Annotated in this window: 20 protein-coding genes and 1 pseudogene; 3 read left to right on the top strand and 18 right to left on the bottom strand. The window is 38.2% G+C overall.

Going from position 1 to position 23,152, the window contains the following annotated elements; genetic code table 11:
* Positions 1-7: 7 nt before the first annotated feature.
* The 4 genes from FGD67_RS02140 to FGD67_RS02125 form a co-directional block, all read right to left on the bottom strand.
* Entirely contained in the window at positions 8-2,188 is a 2,181-nt protein-coding gene (locus FGD67_RS02140) for a TonB-dependent receptor (protein ID WP_257173485.1), read from the bottom strand.
* A 659-nt stretch (positions 2,189-2,847) separates the two neighbouring features.
* Positions 2,848-3,702 carry a hypothetical protein gene (locus FGD67_RS02135; protein ID WP_257173484.1) on the bottom strand — a complete coding sequence of 285 codons (855 nt, stop codon included), beginning with the start codon at positions 3,700-3,702 and terminating at the stop codon, positions 2,848-2,850.
* A gap of 134 nt (positions 3,703-3,836) precedes the next feature.
* Positions 3,837-4,037 carry a hypothetical protein gene (locus tag FGD67_RS02130; RefSeq protein ID WP_257173483.1) on the bottom strand — a complete coding sequence of 67 codons (201 nt, stop codon included), beginning with the start codon at positions 4,035-4,037 and terminating at the stop codon, positions 3,837-3,839.
* A gap of 239 nt (positions 4,038-4,276) precedes the next feature.
* Entirely contained in the window at positions 4,277-5,728 is a 1,452-nt protein-coding gene (locus tag FGD67_RS02125; RefSeq protein ID WP_257173482.1) for an LPP20 family lipoprotein, read from the bottom strand.
* Positions 5,729-6,295: 567 nt separating this feature from the next.
* Between FGD67_RS02125 and asnB the strand changes: the two genes are divergently transcribed.
* Positions 6,296-7,960: an asparagine synthase B gene (gene asnB, locus FGD67_RS02120; protein ID WP_257173481.1), complete on the top strand. Its 1,665-nt coding sequence runs from the start codon at positions 6,296-6,298 to the stop codon at positions 7,958-7,960.
* A gap of 170 nt (positions 7,961-8,130) precedes the next feature.
* Positions 8,131-8,901: a hypothetical protein gene (locus tag FGD67_RS02115; protein WP_257173480.1), complete on the top strand. Its 771-nt coding sequence runs from the start codon at positions 8,131-8,133 to the stop codon at positions 8,899-8,901.
* Positions 8,902-9,004: 103 nt separating this feature from the next.
* Here FGD67_RS02115 and FGD67_RS02110 read toward each other — a convergent pair whose 3' ends face one another.
* Complete coding sequence (locus FGD67_RS02110; RefSeq protein WP_257173479.1) at positions 9,005-10,444, bottom strand: NCS2 family permease; 1,440 nt, start codon at positions 10,442-10,444, stop codon at positions 9,005-9,007.
* Between the two features lie 334 nt (positions 10,445-10,778).
* Here FGD67_RS02110 and FGD67_RS02105 point away from each other — a divergent pair, with 334 nt between their 5' ends.
* Positions 10,779-12,389, top strand: a complete 1,611-nt coding sequence (locus tag FGD67_RS02105) for a SulP family inorganic anion transporter (protein WP_257173478.1) — start codon at positions 10,779-10,781, stop codon at positions 12,387-12,389.
* A gap of 284 nt (positions 12,390-12,673) precedes the next feature.
* Here FGD67_RS02105 and FGD67_RS02100 read toward each other — a convergent pair whose 3' ends face one another.
* The 13 genes and pseudogenes from FGD67_RS02100 to allB all read right to left on the bottom strand — a co-directional run bounded on the left by FGD67_RS02100 (position 12,674) and on the right by allB (position 23,151).
* A complete protein-coding gene (locus FGD67_RS02100) occupies positions 12,674-13,945 on the bottom strand; it encodes an O-acetylhomoserine aminocarboxypropyltransferase/cysteine synthase family protein (protein ID WP_257173477.1) in 1,272 nt (423 codons plus the stop codon).
* A 518-nt stretch (positions 13,946-14,463) separates the two neighbouring features.
* Positions 14,464-14,772 (bottom strand): annotated as a pseudogene (locus FGD67_RS02095) (DUF3465 domain-containing protein).
* A 168-nt stretch (positions 14,773-14,940) separates the two neighbouring features.
* Positions 14,941-15,540, bottom strand: a complete 600-nt coding sequence (locus FGD67_RS02090; protein ID WP_257173476.1) for a nucleotidyltransferase family protein — start codon at positions 15,538-15,540, stop codon at positions 14,941-14,943.
* A gap of 174 nt (positions 15,541-15,714) precedes the next feature.
* Positions 15,715-15,921, bottom strand: a complete 207-nt coding sequence (locus FGD67_RS02085) for an antitermination protein NusB (protein ID WP_257173475.1) — start codon at positions 15,919-15,921, stop codon at positions 15,715-15,717.
* 217 nt (positions 15,922-16,138) lie between these two features.
* The gene (locus tag FGD67_RS02080; RefSeq protein WP_257173474.1) at positions 16,139-16,447 is read right to left on the bottom strand and encodes a hypothetical protein; all 309 of its coding nucleotides are present in this window, start codon (positions 16,445-16,447) and stop codon (positions 16,139-16,141) included.
* A gap of 48 nt (positions 16,448-16,495) precedes the next feature.
* Complete coding sequence (locus tag FGD67_RS02075; protein ID WP_257173473.1) at positions 16,496-16,765, bottom strand: hypothetical protein; 270 nt, start codon at positions 16,763-16,765, stop codon at positions 16,496-16,498.
* Between the two features lie 83 nt (positions 16,766-16,848).
* Positions 16,849-17,475 (bottom strand): TetR/AcrR family transcriptional regulator, encoded by a 627-nt coding sequence (locus tag FGD67_RS02070; RefSeq protein WP_257173472.1) that lies wholly within the window; start codon positions 17,473-17,475, stop codon positions 16,849-16,851.
* 133 nt (positions 17,476-17,608) lie between these two features.
* Positions 17,609-18,805 (bottom strand): urate hydroxylase PuuD, encoded by a 1,197-nt coding sequence (locus FGD67_RS02065; RefSeq protein ID WP_257173471.1) that lies wholly within the window; start codon positions 18,803-18,805, stop codon positions 17,609-17,611.
* 116 nt (positions 18,806-18,921) lie between these two features.
* Positions 18,922-20,223 (bottom strand): guanine deaminase, encoded by a 1,302-nt coding sequence (guaD, locus tag FGD67_RS02060; RefSeq protein WP_257173470.1) that lies wholly within the window; start codon positions 20,221-20,223, stop codon positions 18,922-18,924.
* Between the two features lie 96 nt (positions 20,224-20,319).
* The gene (locus tag FGD67_RS02055; protein ID WP_257173469.1) at positions 20,320-20,826 is read right to left on the bottom strand and encodes an ureidoglycolate lyase; all 507 of its coding nucleotides are present in this window, start codon (positions 20,824-20,826) and stop codon (positions 20,320-20,322) included.
* Between the two features lie 21 nt (positions 20,827-20,847).
* Positions 20,848-21,189 carry a hydroxyisourate hydrolase gene (gene uraH, locus FGD67_RS02050; protein ID WP_257173468.1) on the bottom strand — a complete coding sequence of 114 codons (342 nt, stop codon included), beginning with the start codon at positions 21,187-21,189 and terminating at the stop codon, positions 20,848-20,850.
* Complete coding sequence (uraD, locus tag FGD67_RS02045; RefSeq protein ID WP_257173467.1) at positions 21,186-21,686, bottom strand: 2-oxo-4-hydroxy-4-carboxy-5-ureidoimidazoline decarboxylase; 501 nt, start codon at positions 21,684-21,686, stop codon at positions 21,186-21,188. Before uraD ends, uraH begins: the two co-directional genes overlap by 4 nt.
* Positions 21,687-21,783: 97 nt before the next feature.
* Positions 21,784-23,151 (bottom strand): allantoinase AllB, encoded by a 1,368-nt coding sequence (allB, locus tag FGD67_RS02040; RefSeq protein ID WP_257173466.1) that lies wholly within the window; start codon positions 23,149-23,151, stop codon positions 21,784-21,786.
* Position 23,152 lies beyond the last annotated feature (1 nt).

Below are 23,152 nucleotides of genomic sequence, written 5' to 3'. Positions count from 1 at the left end.
TTCTAGACTAGAACTCCATACGCATACCTAACGTTAAAGAGCGTCCCGCTTGTGGAGCGATATCTTTAATAAAGGAGGTATGATTGATAACTTCATCATCAAGTAAATTAGTTGCTCTTATGAAAAAAGTATAATCGTTGTTTTCTGTCGAAAGTTGATAATTAAAATCGACGTTCACGAGAGTATAACCATCTGTACTGGTTTCAAAATCTGCAATGTCATCTTGTTTCATATATCGAATGATATCGAGATCAATAAACCAATCATTCATTTCATACAGTATGCCTGCGCCAATTCTTAGTGGTGATATTCGCGGTAAGTCGCCTCCATTTGAAAGCTGCCCTTTTACATAATCAGCTTGGCTATGAAAGGTTATCGTCCTTGAAGCAGAATTCGATAATACCCAGTCCAATTCAAATTCCAACCCACTAAAAGTGGCATCCTCTTGAGTGAATTGGAATACTGGCAAGCCGTCTTCTACATTGCCTGTCGATTTTTCATAAATAAATTGATCAAAGCTATTATAAAAAGCGTTCAATGTGAACTTGATATCCCCTTGATGTTTACGTAGAGAAAGGTCAATGTTATTAGCACTTTCTTTTTTAAGATCAATATTTCCCAGCTCAAAAGATTGTGTTGCTAAGTGTGGACCATACGAAAGTAATTCTTCAGCATTAGGTATGCGCTGTGCGCGTGCTAAAGCTAATGAGAGAGAATATGAGGGATGGAATTTCCATAAGCCACCGATTGAAGCACTGAAGGCATTATCTGTTAATGAATTACGTAGATTGTCAGAGTTCAAGGTTTGCTTGTCGCTACGGATCCCAACTTCAACATTTACATTATTGAACGACTTTTCTTCAACTATAAATACACCTAGTGATTCCGTTGTTGATGGTGGTACAAATGCTTCTTCTCCAATCGCTGAAAAATCACGATTATTTACTTGTACCCCTAAAGCGCCCTGCCAGCCATCAAGAGGAATATGCAGCAATTCCAAACGAGCTTCGTCAGCTTTATTGGTAAAAGTTGTACCAATTTCTTCGCCTTCAAGCTCGACATGCTTATAATTATTACGACCATATCTGAACTTGATTTTTTTCACACCAGTAAAAGGTTCGAACAGAGCCCCCTTTATGTCAAATCGATCTTGTTCTACATCTAAGCGCACCAATTCATCAGCATTTTCTTCTGCTGGTAGTCCATAATTATTGTTATATTGCCCAAAAGAAACACCAATAAAGCTTTGATCTTCATTTATCCATGACAACCCTGCTGTTGCACCATCAGCGGAAATATCGCTATTACTTAGCTCATCACCTAAAGCCGAAGGTAAAGTAATATCTTCGGTTTCGCGTTTATAGCCGTCTACATGCCAAGCCCATTGACCAAAACCGCCATCAAGGCGAGCCACTGCTGCTTTTTCCTCTGAGGCAGAAGCATAACGAACTTCAGCTGCCCCCTCTAATCCATTTTCGGGTAATTTTTCTGGGATCCTATTGTCGACAACATTGATCACTCCACCGATGGCTCCACCACCATAAAGTAACGTTACAGGCCCCTTTAATATTTCAATTTGTTCAGCTAAAAGCGGTTCGCTAGATACGGCATGATCAGGGCTGGTAGATGATGCATCCAAAGTACCAAGACCATTTTGCAAAATACTAATCCGGCTTCCACTGATGCCTCGTATCACTGGTCGCCCTGCACCTGAGCCATAAGACGACACTGAAACCCCAGGCTCTTGTGCTAATGTTTCCCCTAAATTAGTACTTCTTTTATTGATTAATTCTTCCCCACTTAAAACAATGACTGGAATAGCCATGTCTAATACGTCTCTGTCACGAACGCTTGCGGTCACTTTTATAGTCTCAATATCTGAACGTTTGACTATAATAAGTGTTGTTTTATCCGAGGCAAAAGAAATATTTTTATGATTAGTGATGTAAGAATCTACTTCAACTTCAGTAGTATAATTAGTTTTATTAACAACATTAAACTGAAAGAATCCACGTTCATCGGTGGTTTTAATAATGTCATCTCCAACAATACGGACTTTTGCATTCGTTACTAGGCTGGCATTTTGAAGGACAATTTGACCTGAAAAAGTATTTACTTGGCCTGATATATTGTTACTGTTTGCTATAAAAGTAGCAAAAAGCATTAAAATAGTGATTATTTTACGCATTTTATGTTTCTCAAATTTTTCTAATTACCGTTAACCACTAAAAATTAAAATGGCATCAACTGACAGACGACTAAATAAAATTATTCTTTCGAATAAAAATAATCAGCTATCGATAAATAAGTACTGCTTTATGGTATTTAGCTGAAACTTTGAGGTGGGCCGCGTAAATAAATAAGGCGATGAGTTATTAACTCATGCAATGAAATGTTGGTAAAGCGGTAGATAAAACTCGCAGTCGTTGAGAAACTGAAGGAATTATCTGGTGCTGTATGTAAATTACTCAGAGAGGAAAGTTTATTACAGACTTTACAAACATGGACTGATTGATGTTCATCGCCATCATACTGATGGCTTAGGTAAGCAAATTGCATAAAAAGAAAACAAATCAATGCAAGCGATAGCACTAAATTTAGGTTCTTTCGAAAGTTAAAAATTTGCTTCATTTAAGTAATAAAATAATAGATATATAAAAAATGCGATATTATCACACCGACAAAAAGTGAGCAATAATCTGATCAGGGTAAAAGTATATAGCATTGCATTTAATAAGTGTTACTGTATGCAATCGTCTTGATTAAACTTCCATAAGACTAGTTAAATGGCCATTAGCTTATACTAATGGCCATACATTACAAAGCCGTGGCGTTCCTATTACTTCATTATAGCTCTGTAACACCTTGAGTTATAATGCTTTTGGTTTGTTTAACAATATCGCTTAATGCTTGTTTATCAAAGGCACTAATTTTAGGGGTATGAATATGACCAACAGGTAAACCAGCATTAAATTTATTTCTGAGCAAGATACTTCTATAGCTGATCTCATTCGACAAATAACCTCCACCAGAGCCACTGACCGAGGTTTGCTTAGTAATATCAGCTAATGCTTGCGCGTTAAAGGCGCCACCCGACAGCGTCGATACGTTGCGGTTATCGTTGACAATATAGTTACCCTCAGCCTTTTGCATTACCATTATAGGTAGGCTAAATTCGACAAATTCTGGCCCAAGTAATGGCATTGACTTTAATTTTGGCACTAACGGATTAGTTTTTGTCGCACCGGTGTGGACATTAAGGTTATCCGGTGCATTAGCGCTGCGTCTTAACGCAGGATAGCGCTCTAAATCAAAATTCTCTCTACCCATGCTAACCGTTAACACCATATCAACCAATTTATCTTGAATATAAGGGGTAAGAAGTTCTTCTATCATGCCTTGAGCAAAGTCGCGAAAGCGTACAGGTACAATTAGTACCTCAATTTCTGCCGTTTGCCCTTCAATGCTCACCACTAAGTCATCCAAAGATAACGCTATCACGCCCGACGGATTACTTTGATCTATATGGCGATCAAGAAAAAATGGGTCAAAATCGGTTAATAATATTTTCTTATTGGCTTTTTTATCGAATTTAATATCCATTTGACCTCGAGACTGTAATTCGAGTGTCCAGAGGAGTTTCTGTTGTTGGCTAGCAAATAATTTGGCAAATGCTGTTGACGAGCGTAATGCTTTACTCATTTGTCAACGCGCCCAATATAACGGCCTGTCGTCATAATCCATTGATTGATTAAAAGATTGTTTTGCATCACGCCATAACCCTGAGGCATGACGGATGGTTAATTGTGTTAACACGGTATAATTATTTGCTTTATTTAGCTGGCTTGAGAATTTTCAACCCTTGTGGTTAATCGCAATGTAACTTTGGGCATTGATTTCTGCGTTTTATCAATACGCGATTCCTCAGCTGTTAATGCCGAAAGCAAAACATCTTGTGCATGAGTAAAGAAACTCAAGCCAAGCGATACAGCGGCCATAAGCATAGTAAGTTTTTTAATTTTAAAGGTCGTTAACATAGCGGACTCTTATCAAGGTAAACGTTGGAGTTATAAAGACATTGTATCTAGTTAGATGGCTGCTAAAAGCAACTGCTCTAAACTATTAATAAATACTTTAATACGCGTATAATGCCATATTAATGTATTCAGTTTTTAAAACTAGCGCTTTATATCGGCGCAACTGGCGTTATATCAATTTACCTAAGTTGCGATAATAAAGCACAACATCCTGATATAACGCGCAGAGAAAGGGTAAATTAACAAAATAAATAATCATTTTGTTCTGCTTGCCCACAAAGTTTTTGTTTATAACTAGCACAAGTGTTGTTTAACTTATTTCGTAATGCAGAGAGAAATCCGCCATTTTGCGTAAACTTATCACTAATAATATCCGGAAGAAGTGCGATGTAAGCAGCTTCAAATACCGATTTCGGCTCTTGAAACATACCTACGTTAACATTACTCAAAGCATTATATAAACTCGTACCTGATTGCTTAGCGAAGAAATTTTGGCATGTGCTGGCACGTTGATTGACGATATTTGTTTTCTTAACTTCAGCTATTTGATCACATTGGTAGGTGTCATAAGCAACAATGGTTTTAGCAAACTTTATTTTTCCCTCTGAGGAGGCGTTAAAAGCGGATAGTCGTTTACTAATAGCTTGCCAGTTAGCAGGATCTAGATTGTTTTTTTGGGTTTTTCCGATCATCATATCGGCAACACATTGAGCTGAAGCTGCTGTAAGTGTAAAAGCATCACTTTGCAAGGCGCCAATATCAATTGTCCCGGAATATAAGGTTTGCGGATTTACGCCATATTCAAGTAATAAATTAACCTTATCTAGGCTGCCAATATAAGCCGCGTGTTGCAAGTAGCGTTGCTCAAAATTAGCACCACTGCTCGGGTGTTGCTTGAAAAAATCGAGTATTTTTTCTAATTTATCTAGTGATAAATAGATTATTCTGTGCTCTAAACGTACGACAAAGTCATCATCGTAAGCATCATTGAAGGTCATTCCACCTTTAACAAACAACGCCATCACCGCGATATCAGCACGCATAATCGCCTTACCAAACTCTTTACCGTTAAATGGTACACCTCGGTTCATTAGCTCTTTACGAGGGTTGAGACTTGTTTCTTGCTTAACATTACCCAGCATCATATTAGTCGTTGCAAGTTTTTCATTCATTGCCGTTAATTGCTTGGCAATGTCTGTATTAATACTTTTTTCAACAACCATTTTAGATTTTTCGTAATCATCTTTGTGTAGACGAACTTTGCTCCAAATAATACAATATTCTAAATCATTCCAAGACTGCTCTATAAAAGCGTTGGCGAGAAAAAGATCGGTTTGACTGTGCATATTGCTGGTAACGGTTTCATTAAGTAAATTTGCTCCTGCTTTACGTGCTAACTCACTATTTTGCAAAAAACTGTATTTTATTTTGGTACTTAACGATGTTGCCAACTCACTTCTTGCATTGATATGACTGGCCTTTCTCGCTTGTATATAGGAGAGGTTTTTAGCTTCAGCAACTCCATAAGCATAATAATATTCCTCTGATTCTGGCACTGGCGTTTGTATCCACGCTGGCGCTATTCCGCTATCCGACAAACTACAGCTTGCTGTTATTGAACTTTTATTACTCTCAGTAGATACACAGCCCAAAGTGATTAATGCTGCAAATAAAATAATTAATTTTTTCATAACTTCCTAATTAGAAATGGTAGACCACACAATAAAACAGCTATCGATATTGGATATTGCGCTATTTAGATAGATAAAATGTTATTGTCAAAACACTAGAATATTGAATTATTTATGGTTTTTATCATTAAAAAAGGTTTATGTCTGCTTTTTAATAATAAATAAATATTTCAATTCTTATCGAATCAAGCGATATAAAAATAATTATCAAGTTATTTTATATTAATAACCTACAGCCTTATTGTAGGTGTAAGGATATATTTAAACTGTCTTATGCTTTGCTGTATCCCCTACCATTTAGCAATGCATAAAACCAAACAATAAAAATTTTTTTCATTTTAAATCAATAACTAATATAACGGTATCAATTTACTTAAAATTTAGAGTAAAAATTCTATTGATTTTTTATCAAATGCTGTCAAAGTGTCTAGACAGCAATTTTGCTGAGCGATACTTTCAAGAAGCCTATTTTCCTGAGATCAGCGCGCATATTTCTCTTGGGTATAACACCTCGGCGTAATAACCACACAATTTGTCATTTTTTAAATATAAAGGGGTAGCACTTCAATGTGTTCGATATTTTGTATATTAGATATTAAAACGGGTGCTGACGCACTACGTCCAAAAGCTTTAGAATATTCACGCTTACTTCGTCATCGTGGTCCAGATTGGTCTGGCATCTACAACAATGAACATGCAATTTTAGTCCATGAACGTCTATCAATCGTCGACACTGAACATGGTGCTCAACCACTATATAGCAGCGATAGAAAACTCGTTTTAGCCGTTAATGGCGAAATATATAATCACAAAATATTGTCGAGCCAACACACACCTGACTATGACTTTCAAACGGCATCAGATTGCGAAATCATTATTCCGATGTATGAAAAATTTGGTCGTGATTTTGTCGATAAACTCCAAGGCATGTTTGCTTTTTGTTTATACAACGAACGCGATAATAGCTACCTAATTGCTCGTGATCACATGGGGATTATTCCGCTATATACCGGTTATGATGATGAAGGTAACTTTTATGTTGCCTCAGAAATGAAAGCCTTAATGCCAATATGCAAAACCGTGGCAGAATTTCCTCCTGGCCATATATTGGATAGTCGAGTTGGCAAGCTTGAAAAGTATTATCAGCGTAACTGGCAAAAATATTCAGCAATTAAAGATAACAACACCAGCAAAGAAAAACTACGTGAAGCATTAGAAGATTCAGTGAAAAGCCATTTAATGACTGACGTGCCTTATGGTGTGTTACTTTCAGGTGGTTTGGACTCTTCATTAATTTCCGCTATCACCCAGAAATTCGCGGCTAGACGTATTGAAGAGAACGATTTGTCTGAAGCGTGGTGGCCAAAAGTGCATTCTTTTGCTTGTGGCTTAGCGGGTTCACCGGATTTAATCGCCGCGCAAACCGTTGCTGATAGCATAGGAACCATACATCACAGTGTCGTATTTACTGAGCAAGAAGGTATTGATGCCTTAAGAGAAGTGATTTATCACTTAGAGACTTATGATGTAACCACCATTCGTGCCTCTACCCCGATGTATTTAATGGCGCGTAAAATTAAAGCCATGGGGATTAAAATGGTGCTTTCTGGTGAAGGTGCGGATGAAATATTCGGCGGATATTTATATTTTCATAAAGCACCAAACTCTCAAGAATTTCATGAAGAGCTACTGCGTAAACTTGAGCGTTTACATAAGTTTGATTGCCTTCGTGCAAACAAATCTATGTCCGCTTGGGGCATTGAAGCACGCGTCCCCTTTTTAGATAAAAACTTTATGGATGTTGCTATGCGCATCAACCCAGAAGATAAAATGTGCGGCAACGGCAAAATGGAAAAAGCCATTTTACGTGAGTCATTTGAAGGTTATTTACCTAAAGAAATATTATGGCGTCAAAAAGAGCAATTTTCTGATGGTGTAGGTTACTCTTGGATTGATGGGTTAAAAAGCTATGTAGAATCACAAGTGAGTGATCAACAACTTGCCAGTGCCAGTTTCAAATTTCCGGTGAATACACCAGATAGTAAAGAAGCTTATTTTTATCGCTGTATTTTTGAAGAGAAGTTCCCATTAGCCACTGCAGCTGATTGTGTTATCGGCGGAAAATCTGTTGCTTGTAGTACGCAGGAAGCATTAGCTTGGGATGAAAGCTTTCAAAACAATGCCGATCCTTCTGGGCGAGCGGTATTAAGTGTTCATAATGAGAGTTACTAGCAGTAGGTAGATAACGTTTGTTAGTAACACAAATAAAAACCGACGAATATGTCGGTTTTTTTGTACATATTTTACTAAATATTATACAGTTACTGGTAACTGTTATTTATACATATTTACTTAGATTAGTTACGGAAATATGTATTCGCCATTGTTAGTAGGACACGCTCTTGTCAAACCGTGAAGAACCTGAAATTCCAACCATTACCATAGATCGAGATCAAGTTAAAACAACTCGAGAATCTTCGATCAAAATACAGAAAAAAGCGGCTCCTCAAGCAGCTGATAATGAAGCGAAGCCGACTTCTTTATTGCGATCACTACTAATACTTATGCCATACCTTGCGTTAGCGGGTACTGGTTGGTATTTTTATCAACAGCAGCAAACGGTCAATCAAGCACTGAGCCACAGTGTTGAAAGAATTCAGCAACTAGAAAACCAGTTGTCTGCTACCGGTGAAGAAATGGGTGAGTCAACCGTAGCGTTAAAAGTGAAACTAGAAGCAGTAAGTGAGAAAACTGAATTATTACTATCAGAAATGGATAAGCTATGGGCTTCAGCATGGCGTAGAAATCAAACTGAAATTAAAGCACTAAATTCACAAAGTCAAAAAATAGTACAGCAACAAACTAAAAACACTGCTGCTGTTAATCAGCAAAGTAACGAAATTAATTTATTGGCAGATAAAGTAACCGCGACAGAGTTTTCAATTAACGCGGTTACTGAACAAATGATTGCGGCAAATAGCTTAAAAGACGATATTAAAAAGCTCTCATCTGCGCTTAACACCTTAGACGCTGATGCCAAAAGTCGCGATAAACAACAAATGTTTACCGCAACTAGCATTAATGAGTTTGATACCAGTTTACGCTTATTGATAGAGCGTATTGAACGTATAGAAGCTAGAATACCTAAGCAACAGGCTTCATCGAGTCCTTAAGTTATATTTAATTCAAGCACTATAATAACCTCGACATTAGCCCATACAAGCTAAACAAGAAGTCACTCTTAGTAGAGTGACTTTTTTATAGCTAAAATAACCATCAGGTTAAAAAGATAAATTTCGCTATAAATAACACCGTCAGAGCCCAGACACCTTTGGATACTTGCTGAGATTTACCCGCGCCAAGCTTAAGTACCGTATAAGTAATAAAACCAAAGGCGATGCCATTAGCAATAGAGAAAGTGAACGCCATCATCACCGTCGTACAAACGGCTGGAGCATATTCCGTTAAATCTTCCCAATCTAAGCCTTTTAAAGAGCTCATCATCAGCATGGCAACATAAATCAGTGCGCCATCAACAGCAAAGCCAGGTAGCATTTGCGCTAACGGCAGAAAAAACATCCCAACAACGAATAGCAAGCCTATAGTAACAGCTGTTAAACCAGTGCGGCCACCAACAGCAACCCCTGCGGCGGACTCAACATATGAAGTTACTGGTGGACAACCAAAGCCGGTGCCAATAACAGAAGCAATAGAGTCTGCTTTCAATGACTTACTTAAGCCTTGAATTTTACCATTTTTATCTTGCAAGTTAGCGCGTTCTGCAACGCCCATTAAGGTGCCTGCGGTATCAAAAATATTCACAAATAAGAAAGTGACAATAACGGGGATCAAAGCGACTTGGAATGCACCGGCAATATCAGCTTGCCATAAAATAGGCGTCAATGCGGAAAAATCTGGTACAGCTAACATGCCATTGTAACTAACAAAGCCAGAAGCAGGTGCAAAAGATTTAGCGGCTTCAGCAACCACAAAAAAGTCAGCCGGTAATAGCCAAGTCATTATAAAAGCAATTAAAGTTGTGATTGCAATACCAATGATAACTGCACCAAAAACTTTCCGATAACTTAAAATAGTGATCAATAAGAAACTCAAAAAGCCCAAGGCTGGCGCTTCTGGGCCAAATGCACCAAAGCCAAAATGGGTTAAATCCGCAATAGCAACAACATTATCAGCATCAGGTATAACAATGCCGGTAAAACGTAAACCAATAAAGCCCAAAAATAACCCCACTCCAGCTGTCATAGCAAGCCTTAGGCTCATGGGTATACTATCAAGCATCCATTCTCTTAGCCGAGTAACGCTCATTAAAACAAAAATAACACCGGACAGAAAAACAGCGCCTAAGGCAATTTCCCAACTATAGCCCATTGCACCGACGACAGAGAAAGTAAAAAATGCATTTAACCCCATACCAGGAGCCAGTCCGACAGGCCAATTAGCATAAAGCCCCATCAGAATAGTAGCGACAGCCGCACCTAAACAAGTCGCCAAAAATAAGCCATCAAACGGCATACCTGTTTTCGACATAATGATAGGATTCAAAAACATAATATAAGACATGGTGACAAAGGTTGTCAGGCCAGCCATAAGCTCGATTTTTATCGTTGTATTATGTGCAGATAATTTAAAGAAACGCTCTAAAAATCCTAAACCCATGATGTTTTCACCTTGATTTTTGCTCGCTTTTTCATCCATTACGGCAGCTCTCTTGTTGTTGATAAATAATATTAATTTATGTTATTTTTGTATTTAACAATTTACTAGTTTAGCACTATAAATGTATAAATATTATCATGCACTTTATTCATTCATTTAATTGCATCTGCTTTATTTTTTGTTCGTTTTTTAAGTTTTTACTTGCTCATATACTTATACTAAACACAGAAAACCTGACAAAAGTGTCAAGTAATTAGTTTTTATTATATAATTACACCTTAGTTCTGTAGCCTGCTATACCGTAGACATGCTAGTAATTTTCTTTTGGCATTTACATAAAAAATGCCCTTAATCAGGTTTCACTTAGGTCGTTATGCTTTCCTTATCACATTTTAATCAACAAACCATTAAGGGCGACATTTTTGGTGCCCTAACATCCACTATTGTTGCTCTGCCTTTTGCTTTAGCTTTCGGTGTAACTTCAGGTGCTGGTGCTAGCGCCGGTATATATTGTGCGATTATAACCGGCTTATTTGCCTCGATATTCGGTGGTACGAATCAACAAATATCAGGTCCTAACACCGGCTTAACTATCGCCATGGTGGCAATATTAACCAGCTTTGTTTCACAAACACCTGAGCATGGCGTAGCACTCGCCTTTACCGTTGTTAGCCTAGCGGGGGTGTTTCAAATGCTGTTTGGTTTTTTTAAGCTAGGTAAATATTTTACGTTAATATCATACCCTGTGATATCGGGCTTTACCTCCGGCATTGGCGTGCTGATCATTTTATCTCAAATTGAGCCATTGTTTGGCGCGACATTGGCCGATTTATCCTTATCGTTTAGCGTAATGAACACAGCAAACACATTCGTTGGGCTAGCCTGTTTACTGGTGCTATTTTTATGGCCACAAAAATATAGCCGAATAGTACCTGCCAGTATTATTGTTGTGCTAGGTGCAACCTTCTTTTATCTATTTTCTGGCGCTGAGATGCCTGTTGTTGGAGCTATTTCGAACGAACTGCCCTCTTTCACGCTTCCAACATGGGATAACAACTTAGCCGGAGAAATAATTCAATCAGCTTTACTTATTGCCACATTAAGTACATTAGATTCCCTGATGACCTCACTTACGGTAGATAGTATTAGCAATGATTTACACGATTCTGATCAAGAGCTTGTTGGTCAAGGTATAGGAAATATCATCGCGGGCTTATTTGGCGCTTTACCGGGTGGTGGTGCAACCATGCGTACTGTGACCAATTTACGGGCCGGGGGCACAACACCTTTATCGGGTATTTTGCATGCCCTTTTTATTCTCGCCATTGTTTTATGGGCAGGCGAATATACTGCCTATATCCCTGTTGCTGTGCTAGCCGCAATACTAACCCATGTAGGACTTAATATTATTGACTGGAATTTTCTTAAACGCGTACATCAAATCCCACTATTTAGTGTCAGCTTAATGCTCACAACAATGGTGATGGCGATTGTGTTTGATTTAATTACCGCTGTATTAGTCGGTACTTTTGTCGCTAATTTAGTCACAATACGACGCCTATCAGAAATTCAATTAGACAATATTAAATGGTTTACCGCCCAAGATGAGCAACATTTATCAAGCATAGAAAGAGACTTACTAACAACGTTGGATGACAAAGTACTGTTACTGAGTATTTCAGGGCCTATCGGATTTGGAGTAGCGCGAGGTTTAAAGCAAAGTGTCTCAAAGGTCGATGAAAACAAAACCCTGTTGATAGATTTAACTGATGCTCGTTTTGTGGGTATTACCAGTACCATCGTCATTGAAGAAATTATCATGAACTATCAAAACCAAGGAAAAAAAGTTCTCTTATCCTGTATTTGTAAACGTGTACGTGATGACTTTAATAAACTTAATTTATTTAACAAAATATCAAGTGAACACGTTTTTGCAACCAGAATTGCAGCGCTAAATTACTTAAAACAAACCTTAGTAAAATAAAATGATAACCAGATAAATTTAATCCGGATTATGCCCAATACGAAGGTCACTAAAAAATATTTAGTGACCTGGTCATGACAAGCAGAGCAGTTGAATAAACCTTAACTAAGTTATTTATGAAAACCTTCATTTTATTAATTTGATAAAACATCGTTAATATCAAAACCTCCCTTCTAACTTATTTAACACGCATAGTTTTCAAACCTGCTAAGGGTATTTTTAGGTAAGCTTTAATTAATCCCCTGTTCTTAAAATAACTGAAGTCAAAATTTACTTGTCATATTTTATGCTTTATCTAGAGCTTGGCTAACATCCGCAATAATATCGTCGATATGTTCGATACCTACCGATATTCTGATCAAATCAGCGCTAACCCCAGCAGAAGCCAATTCTTTAGCATTCAATTGTCGATGTGTGGTCGATGCTGGGTGACAGGCTAATGATTTAGCATCGCCTATATTCACTAAGCGTAAAATCATCTCCAGTGCATCTATAAACTTTGCACAAGCTTCAATGCCACCATCAACACCGAAACTAATAATGCCAGAGGCTTTACCGCTGGTTATTTTTTTACAATTGTTAAAATAAGGACTGTCAGGTAAAGCGGCATAGTTTACCCATTTTACTTTTTCATGTTGTTGCAGATAGGTGGCAAGCTTTTCTGCATTTTCGCAATGGCGGTCCATACGTAAGCCTAGTGTTTCAAGACCTTGTAGAATTTGAAAAGCATTCATTGGCGATAATGCTGCACCGGTATTACGCAAGGGTACAACACGACAGCGGCCTATATAAGCTGCGGCACCTAAAGCTTGTGTATAAATTACATTATGGTATGAAGGGTCTGGTTCATTTAAAACAGCAAAACGTGCTTTATTAGCTATCCAATCAAATTTTCCAGAATCGATAATCACCCCACCAATCGACGTACCATGACCTCCAATATATTTGGTCAACGAATGCACAACAATATCAGCGCCTAATTCAAATGGTCGGCATAAATAAGGCGTTGCAACGGTATTATCAACAATTAACGGTACACCATGTTTATGAGCAATCTCTGCTAAGCGCGCAATATCAACAACATTACCCGCGGGATTACCAATAGACTCACAAAAAACTGCTTTCGTTTTATCATCAATCGCTTGCTCAAAACCTTGATAATCATCATACGAGACCATTCGGGCTTCAACACCTTGCCTTGGTAACGTGTGAGCAAACAAATTATAAGTGCCTCCATATAATTCACTGGTACTCACAATATTATCTCCCACTTCACAGAGGCATTGAATAGCATACGTGATCGCCGCCATACCGGAAGCGACACATAACGCGCCAATGCCCCCTTCCATCGCTGCTAACCGCTTTTCCAATACATCAGTGGTAGGGTTCATAATACGGGTATAAATATTACCTGGGACTTTAAGATCAAATAAATCAGCACCATGCTGAGTATTATCAAAGGTATAGGATGTTGTTTGATAAATTGGCACTGCGGCAGATTTAGTGGTCTCTTCCGACTTGTAACCTTCATGTAAAGCAATTGATTCTAGTTTCATCCGACTTCTCTTCTCAGTAGTAACTTAATGGCAGCCCCCGCAAAAGCGGGTAGCAATCGTTGGCGTAAACAGTTTAAGTTAAAGATAAGCTAATGATGACATTAGAAATAACTCGCTATTTATAACCTAGGGTTAATATATAACTGAAAATTAAATTTTTATAGTGCTTTTTTTTGTTCACTCGTAATTTCGAATGCAAAAAAGATAATAGTGCCTATCAAAAACTGAAAAACAAAAGTTAAAAATGCGATTAAATGTTATCTATCTTTGCACAAATTTCTCTCGTCACAGCTGAAAGAAGCCATGGCTATAAATTAACAGCGATCACTGGCGATTTTGTTTCGACAATAAAACGTTGAGATTATTGTGGTGATGGTTCGGGTATATCGAAGATAAATACTTAGTATTACGAGGTTGAATATAGCGTTGAATAACATGATTTGTTATAAACTGTCGGATAAAATCAACACAAGTGCAGCCAGCTAATATTATTGATAAAACTGGCCATTATGCTTTAACTAGCCTCCAATATGACGACCTTGAGGATCATGGTGAGTCCAATGCACTACACCACCTTTATTATTCCATTCATACTCACCATAAAACTCAATAATATCGCCGGTTGAAATTGAATTAATTTTTGATGCTAAATCAATATGATAAGCGATTAAAATAGTGTTGTTTGAGGCGAGTCTAAGAATGAACTTCTGGTGACGTGAACCTTAATTATCATCTATTAATAGGCGAATAACCCTACCCGAACCTTTAACTTGTACATTGCTTGTGCGACTTTCAATTGCTTGCTTTAGGGATATCGCATTGGCAATGGATGGTCATTGTCATAAAACAGCACCGACGAGCAACATGAAAAATAATTGTTTTTTCATCAGACGAACCTTAGTCCGTTTCGGTTCTCAACAAGACAAATAAGTAGACTAAAAAATGGTTAGTCGACTTATCAAAGGTAAAGTCATGCCATGATTTAAGTTATAAAATCACCAAGACTCAATGGATAACATTGGCCATTTTGCTTGCCAGTCCATCGATTTTTTTTCATAAATCACTCGATTTACCAGGACTTTATTTGGCCTAACCCGTAGCGAAAACATATCTTGAAAGCCATAAGGTGCAATAAATTCTAATCGGCCATTTTTAATTCTCATCGCCATACAAGCACCAATCACTGGCCATGTGGATACCGACTCCTGAACACTAAAGTATTCAGCTTTAGGGATGCCAAAACGCTTTTCATACCATAAGTGTATTCTAGCTATATTCTTGACATCAAATGGAATTTTAGTCGTTGTAAAGGTTTTATTAAGCGCCGTTATGTAGTGGTTTTCAGCTTGCCAAGTTAAATTTTGATCATCCCAATACAAAATATCAATATCTTTTATATAAGTATTTAGCGCAAAGCCATGCATCACATTCCAGACATTTTGAAATATAACACCTGCTCCAAGCCATGCATCAGGTAGCTTACTGATCTCATTTAATATTTGAGGAATATGATCTATTGTCATCACAAACTCTGATAACAATTCAATTTGTTCATTAAGGGATAAGTGTTGCCCCTGTAATAATCGTGTTTGCATACTCAGGTTTACCTACTAATTTAAATCATCATGAGCAGTAAACCTAACAACATATACACTCACTCTTGACCGAATAAGGTAATGATGCACGGCCTTTAACACATTTGCTCTCACGAATGAGCGTTGCTCAGATGAGCTAATGTAATAGCCAAGCATATTCTATAATTTAACGCCTTAAAGGTCATTATGCTCAACAAATTCAGGTTGCTTTGCCAATAAAACTAAAAGCAAAGTCGCTATAGGTCCCATAAACAGAGACAATACAAACCACAGCAAGCCTCTGCGATTTTTACTTTGCGCTAAACCTGCATTAAGTAAAGCCAGCGTTCCGACCCCAACAAAGAATTGTCCGCCTTGAACAATCAACTCACTTCCTGTCATATTTTTTCCTTAATGTCTGCTTTATGTAAATTATTAACTGCTCTATTAAAGCTGTACTATTAAGCAATGAAAGAATAAATCCCCAACATTAATAGCTTAAGGGCTAAGTACGATTGATAGACCAGTATTTTGGTATTAGGTAGATATTAACTTGCCTTTATAATGTGACTAAAATGCGATAAAAAATAGAGAACTCATAAAAATTCAATTACTTACTCTATTTCTTACGCAAAGAAGCATTTAACATCATTGAATTTTGTTCGCTAAAACCAGGTTCTACAAATCTCTCAGGACAAGTACATAACTCTGTTGCCAATGCTGCATTACCTAATGCGGCTAGCACACAAGCTATGGCAAATTGTTCGTCCGGGCATGTTGAAATATTATTCATCGAAGTGTTTAAGGTGTATGAGTCGCCAGACTTAACAAAAATGCTTTTCATACGCCGCGCATCATAACCATATTGCGTTAATATAAGCGCTAGTTCAGCCCATGATTTTTTGCCAAAACCGTAAAAAAAACTCATCATATATCCTAAAATAAAACAGCATAATCAATCGCTAAGCAAAAGCTCTTAAGCACGTGTGCGACGGGAAAGTGCTTTTTTGTATCGATATTCACATAAATACCACATTGACACGCCAAACAGTAACCCTGCTAACAACCAAGTAATAACATGAATGATAGCGGCGGTTAGCGTAAAGCCCGCTGAAAATGGCTTACTGATAAATGCCATAATAATTAGCATAGGTAAGCCATACGACAAAATACCATTGACGAGAAAGAAACGATATTTACCTTTTTCTCGTAGCGCTTTCCAAGCATTAAATTGCTTTGTATTCATCTAAAAATTTCCAACATTGAATATTAATTTAAAGGATTAGTCATAGTTTAATAAAATTTTTACTCAACGCGACTAGATAAAAATTATTGAATACCACAACCTTTGAGAATAATTTTTGTCAGTGAACTCACCACAGCGTCGAAATCATCATCACTCATTGCCTCTTTATCCAATGCAGCGACAACTTGTACGTTAAAGTCAGCATAATGCTGCGTTGAGCTCCAGATTAAAAATAGTAAATGATGAGGGTTAACATCGTCTATCAAACCTTGCTTTATCCAAGTTTCGATAACATTAACTTTACTTTGCAACCAAATTTTAAAATCACTGTGTAGATATTCATTTAATACGGGGGCACCATGAATCAACTCGCTGGCAAATATTCTGGAAGCATCAGGATCGTCTTTAGCATGCATCACTTTTGCCCTAATATAGTCGCTAAGTACTTGTTTAGGTTCTTTATCAGCGGTTAGCGTATCATAATCATCATTCCATACCGCAATGATGCTACTGAGTAATTGCTGATACAAGTCTGTTTTATCTTTAAAATAATAATGAATATTAGCGCGAGCAATATTGGCCCGTTCAGCAATACGTTTAATTGACGCACCTTTGAAGCCATAAGTAACAAACTCTTTCTTTGCCGCATTGAAGATAATTGCTTTATTCTTTTGTCGAATACTCCCTTCAGATACTTTTTCTTTCGCCACAAAAACTCCGATTAAAAGATAAAAATCAAGAAATTAGAATAAAAATTCAAATACCTTTAATTAAATAGATTATTAAATAGCAAAATAGTCATATTTTCAACCATCGACGCTAAGTAAACGACATTTAACTTAACTATTTTTGATCTACTTTCGCTAACCAGCGAGCTAATTGGCCACGCTCTTGTGACGTCATGCCGGTTTTATTCATGAAAGGCATATCTTTAGCGTCAATTACTCGTGCTTTAATGCGTGGAGCCCATTGCTTTATCGTCGCTATATTTGAAAAAACAAGCCCTGTCGGTGCTATGGTGAAAACAGCATCGCTAGGCTTTTCTGAGTGGCAAGAGTTGCAACGTTGTTCAATAATTTGGCTCACCTGTTTATCTGTGACCACTTGCTGTTGCTGTTCTGTCGTTAAGTCAATCGAGCGTGGCGCAATAGCACAGGCCAACACTATGGTGGCTAACACAGAGGCCACTAATATTAACGGTTTTTGTTTACCAAAGTGACGTAAGACAAAGTATTGTCGGACGGCAGCAGTAATTAAAACAATCGCCATTAACACCAACCAATTAGCACTATGATTAAAGGTCATTGGATAATGATTTGAAATCATAATAAACAAAATAGGCAAGGTAGTATAAGTGTTATGCGTTGAGCGTACTTTCGCGTTTAAACCATAGGCAGGATCTGGGGCAGTACCCGCTTCAACAGCTTTAACTAAAGCTCGTTGTGATGGCATAATACCAAAAAAAACATTACCAGCCATTATGGTGCCAATAATCGCGCCCATATGCATGTAAGCGCCACGCGCGCTGAATATTTGCGTTAAACCATAAGATAACGCCGTACCAACTAGCAGTAAAATAATGCCTAAAATAATGCCATGACTTCTCAGTTTAGTGCGCACTAATACTTCATATATACCCACACCAATAACGATTGAACCAATGCCCAATAAAACAGCTTGTAATTGGGTTAAATCAGCAACACGCTTATCAATCAGATAAGTTTCAGCGCCAAGATAAAACATTAACGATAATAATAAAAATCCGGTGATCCACGTTGTATAAGCTTCCCACTTAAACCAGTGTAAAGTGCTAGGTATTTTCGGTGGTGCAAGCTTATATTTTGCCACTTCATAAAAGCCGCCCCCGTGAATCGCCCAAAGATCGCCACCAATCCCCTTTTCGGCTTTTTCTTGTGGTGGCGTTTGTAAATGATTATCTAACCAAACAAAATAGAAAGATGCTCCTATCCATGCAATACCCGTAATAAGGTGAGCAAAGCGAATTACCAAATTTAGCCATTCATTAAGATACGGATCCATAATTTCCCTTAGTATAAAAAATCATTATTTTTATTATGTTTTTTCGTGTTATTGGGTTCAATATTAACTAATCGCACTACCTTTGATTACCCAGTGAGTTTAGAAATGCTGGCTATTCATTTTGCTTCACCAGTGACTCTTTCACCCATAATATGCGTCGCTTTTACATGACGCTCATCACCTAGCATACTTAAAATAAATAATTTTTCTGATAACGTTGTACAGTGCTGCATGCGTCTGGCCATCAAGGGCGTAGCATGATAATCAAGTAAAACAAAATCGGCTTCTGCGCCTCGAACAAAATTACCTATCGTGCCTTCAAGGTCTAACGCACGTGCGCCACCTAATGTTGCTAAATAAAGTGATTGAAATGGGCTGAGTTTTTCTTGGCGTAGTTGTTGTGTTTTATAGCCTTCGTTAATGGTACTTAACATTGAGAATGTTGTACCAGCACCAATGTCGCTACCTAAACCAACATTAACATCGAACTTTTGTGCTTGTTGTAAATTAAATAAGCCACTGCCTAAAAATAAATTAGAGCTTGGGCAAAAAGCAATGGCAGAATTAGTTTCACCTAAACGCTGACATTCTTCATCATGTAAATGCACACCATGAGCAAAAACACTACGGCGACCCAGCAATTTACTCTTATCATAGACATCTAAATAACCAGTGCTGTCAGGAAAAAGCGCTTTTACCCAAGCAATTTCAGCTTTGTTTTCACTTAAATGCGTATGCAAATAGACGCTTGGATGTTCAGCCAGCAATTGCCCTGCTTTATTAAGTTGTTCTGTTGAACAAGTTGGCGCAAATCGCGGCGTAATCGCATATTGTAAACGATCAGTATTATGCCACTTTTCTATTAACGCTTTGCTGTCGTCATAACCTGTTTGCGCAGTATCTGATAAATAGTCAGGGCAGTTTTGATCCATTAACACTTTACCGCAAATCATGCGTAATTTTTTCTGTTGGGCAACGGTAAAAAACGCATCAACTGATGCTTTATGAACCGTACCAAAAACTAAAGCCGTTGTGGTACCTGCTTCGAGTAGTTGACTTAAAAAGAATTCAGCAACATTTTTACCGTGTTCTAGATCAGAGAATTGACGTTCAAATGGGAAAGTATAGTTCTCCAACCATTCTAGTAACTGCTCACCATAAGAGGCGATCATTTCTGTTTGCGGATAATGCACATGGGTATCAATAAAGCCAGGCATCATTAAGCCACTTTTATAGTGGGTAACGTCAATACTTTCATCAAGTGTTGGAAGCAGTTCATTTGCCTCGCCAATGCTTTCAATCAGGCCATCTTTGATGATCATAAGCCCATCTTCGAAATACTGATAACTTTCTTGTAGTGCAACTTTTGCTGGATCGGCTAAAAAATGAAGCAGCTCACCACGATATACTCTTAACATGCTTTTTACCTTATTTACCTATCGACAATACTTTATAATTTGCCAACGATAGTCATTATTTAATTGTCAGTGTTAACTGACCTACATTGATTTGTCTTAACTTGTCGCGATCACTAACGAACCATCCAACGTAACAACATCACAATTATCACCTTCGCCGCCTCGATCAATGACTAAAAAATCACTTTCACCGCCTAGCGCCAAACAAAAGTGATGCCAAGTGCCTTTATGGTAATTCACACCTTGGTTAGATTGAGCAATAAACACTTGCAACTGACTAACATCAAAGTCGCCCTTCGGCGCAACCACCACTAAATAAGGCTTAGCACCCATTGGAATAAATGCTTGGCTCCCCTTAGGATGGCGCTCCATCATTTTAATCGCAATCGGTTGTGGCAGCGGTGTCGAACGAAAGATATTAATTAACGCGCGGCCACCTTGATCATTAACGTCTACCTCAGCTAAATCATGATAACGTTGGGTATAGCCGTCATTAATGGCAATTTTATGATTATCGTCATGCGCTTCTATCACATCGCCAAAAGCACTAAAAGCTTGACTTGTTAATGCTTTTGGGGTGATCGTCTTTATCTTATTATTCATCACTACTTCCAAGTACTAACGTTAACTGCCACGATAAGTCGAATAGCCAAACGCAGTTAATAACAATGGAATATGATAATGCTTGCCACTGCCATCTAATTCAAAAACGATATCAACATAAGGGTAAAAACCTTGTTCATTATTGGCAGCAAAATAAGTCTTAGTGGCAAAGTGCATACGATAAATTCCCGCAGCGAGTACAATATCATCTGCGAGTAAACCGGCAATGCGACCATCGGTATTTGTTATACCTGACGCCAATTTATGCCAACCGTTGCTAGTTTGAGCAAATAAGGTAATTGGCAAGTTTGGTGCAGGTAAACCGCGAGTGGTATCAAGTACATGGGTGGTTATTTGGCTCATAGTAACTTCTCTAATCGTAGGTGAAATATTTTCTGCTGCTCTTGCGCTGCAATAATCAACTCTGTCGCCCTATCATTGGGTAATCGTGCTTGTAATAGCGCTAACATTTGCTCAGCGCTTTTACCGGTTGCACAAACAATAAAAATAAAGCCAAATTTTGCCAAATAATCGGCATTACCTTGTGCTAACGCTGTAATGACTTGTTCTGTCGCATTATTGACCGAGCGTTGTTCACCACTAGCAAGGGCTTTAGTATTGGCATATTTAGCTCTTAACGTATCGACATTACCAATTTGCGGATGGCCTTCAAAGGCTTCTAGGTAGTCGTGCTCAGTCAAGTCTTGCCAAGCTGAGTCTGCTTGTTCAGCTAAGGCTTGTATATCAGCAAAAGGCCGTGCCTTTACCATGGCATCAACCCAAACGCTTGATGTACAACATTGCATAAAGCATTCTTGTGCTTCATTAATAGCTAAACTATTCAACTGTGTTAAATTCATTTTATCTCCAGTAACACTGAGCGTTACTTACTTTAACCGCGACTAAATCGCACGGCTCTATTGACTCGTAGGCAGACAACTTAGTTTGATTTAATACTTAAAATTGACCTTTTAGTAATGGTCGACCTACGGGTGAATCAAGAAATTCATCTTGTTGGTAGACATGATGACCACGTACATAAGTATGCAAAATTTGTCCAGTCACACGGCGACCCGCATAGGGCGTAATATGATGACGATGCTTGATCATATCATTGGTAATGGTGTAGCTTTTATTGGCATCAAAGACCAAAAAGTCAGCATGAAAGCCAACACTTATTTGCCCCTTAATGGTGTTTAAACCCGCAAACTTTGCGGTTTCACTCGACATTAAACGTGCCAAGTCAACTAAACTGAAGCCGCGCTCTTTTGCTTGAGTCCAAATAAGTGGTAAACCAAACTGTAGTGCTGAAATGCCGCCCCAAGCTTTTTCAATATCGCCGGTATCAATGTGCTTTAGTTCCGGCGTACAAGGCGAATGGTCCGACACGATAAAATCTATTCGACCGTCTTTTACTGCCTGCCACAAATGTTCACGATTATTTTCTTCCCTAATGGGCGGACAGCACTTAAAAAGTGTTTTACCATCAGGAATATGCTCTGCAGCAAGGGTTAAATAATGCGGACACGTTTCAGCACTAAAACGTAAGCCTTCGCGCTTAGCATCAGCAATCGTCGCTAGCGCTTCATCAGACGATAAATGGACAATGTGGACCTTACAATCATCACCTTTAGCTTTTGATTCACGCGCCATCTCAACCATCAATGCGATGGCATCGTTTTCCCATTTTTTCGGCCGTGACGCTAAAAAACTGTTATATTTTTCGTTGATCACAGCGTTATTAAAACCACCACAATCAAGCTCAGCATGAATTAAATAGGGTACATCATGCTTGGCTAAGATCGGCATAGCTGCGCGAATATCTTGCGCTGCTACATTAGGAAACTCAGCAATACCAGAATCAATTAAAAAAGACTTAACACCCAATACGCCAGCATTGAGTAAGTCGTCTAAATCTGCAATGTTTTGTGGGATGACTCCGCCCCAAAAACCACAATCTACCCATAATTTATCATCAACAGCAGCAAGTTTTTCTGCGAATGCCGCTTTAGTCGTGGTCACTGGAATACAGTTTAACGGCATGTCTACCAAAGCCGTAATACCCCCAGCGGCTGCGGCTTGTGTCGCGGTATTAAAACCTTCCCATTCAGTACGACCGGGTTCATTGATGTGAACATGTGAATCAACCAGGCCAGGCATAATCACATGCTCGGCGTAATCAATCACCTGACACGACAATTTACTACCATAGGGATGAATCGCATGAATAAGCTGATCTTTGATTTCAACACATGCAGCAACCATTTCACTGTTACCGTTATGATTAACGATGACATTTTTACTTTGCAGGGCAAAATGCGACACC

Origin of the sequence: Colwellia sp. M166, from assembly GCF_024585285.1 — a bacterium.
Classification (GTDB): domain Bacteria; phylum Pseudomonadota; class Gammaproteobacteria; order Enterobacterales; family Alteromonadaceae; genus Cognaticolwellia.
Note: the sequence above shows the minus strand (reverse complement) of the source record. Positions and strands in the feature narration are given on the sequence as shown.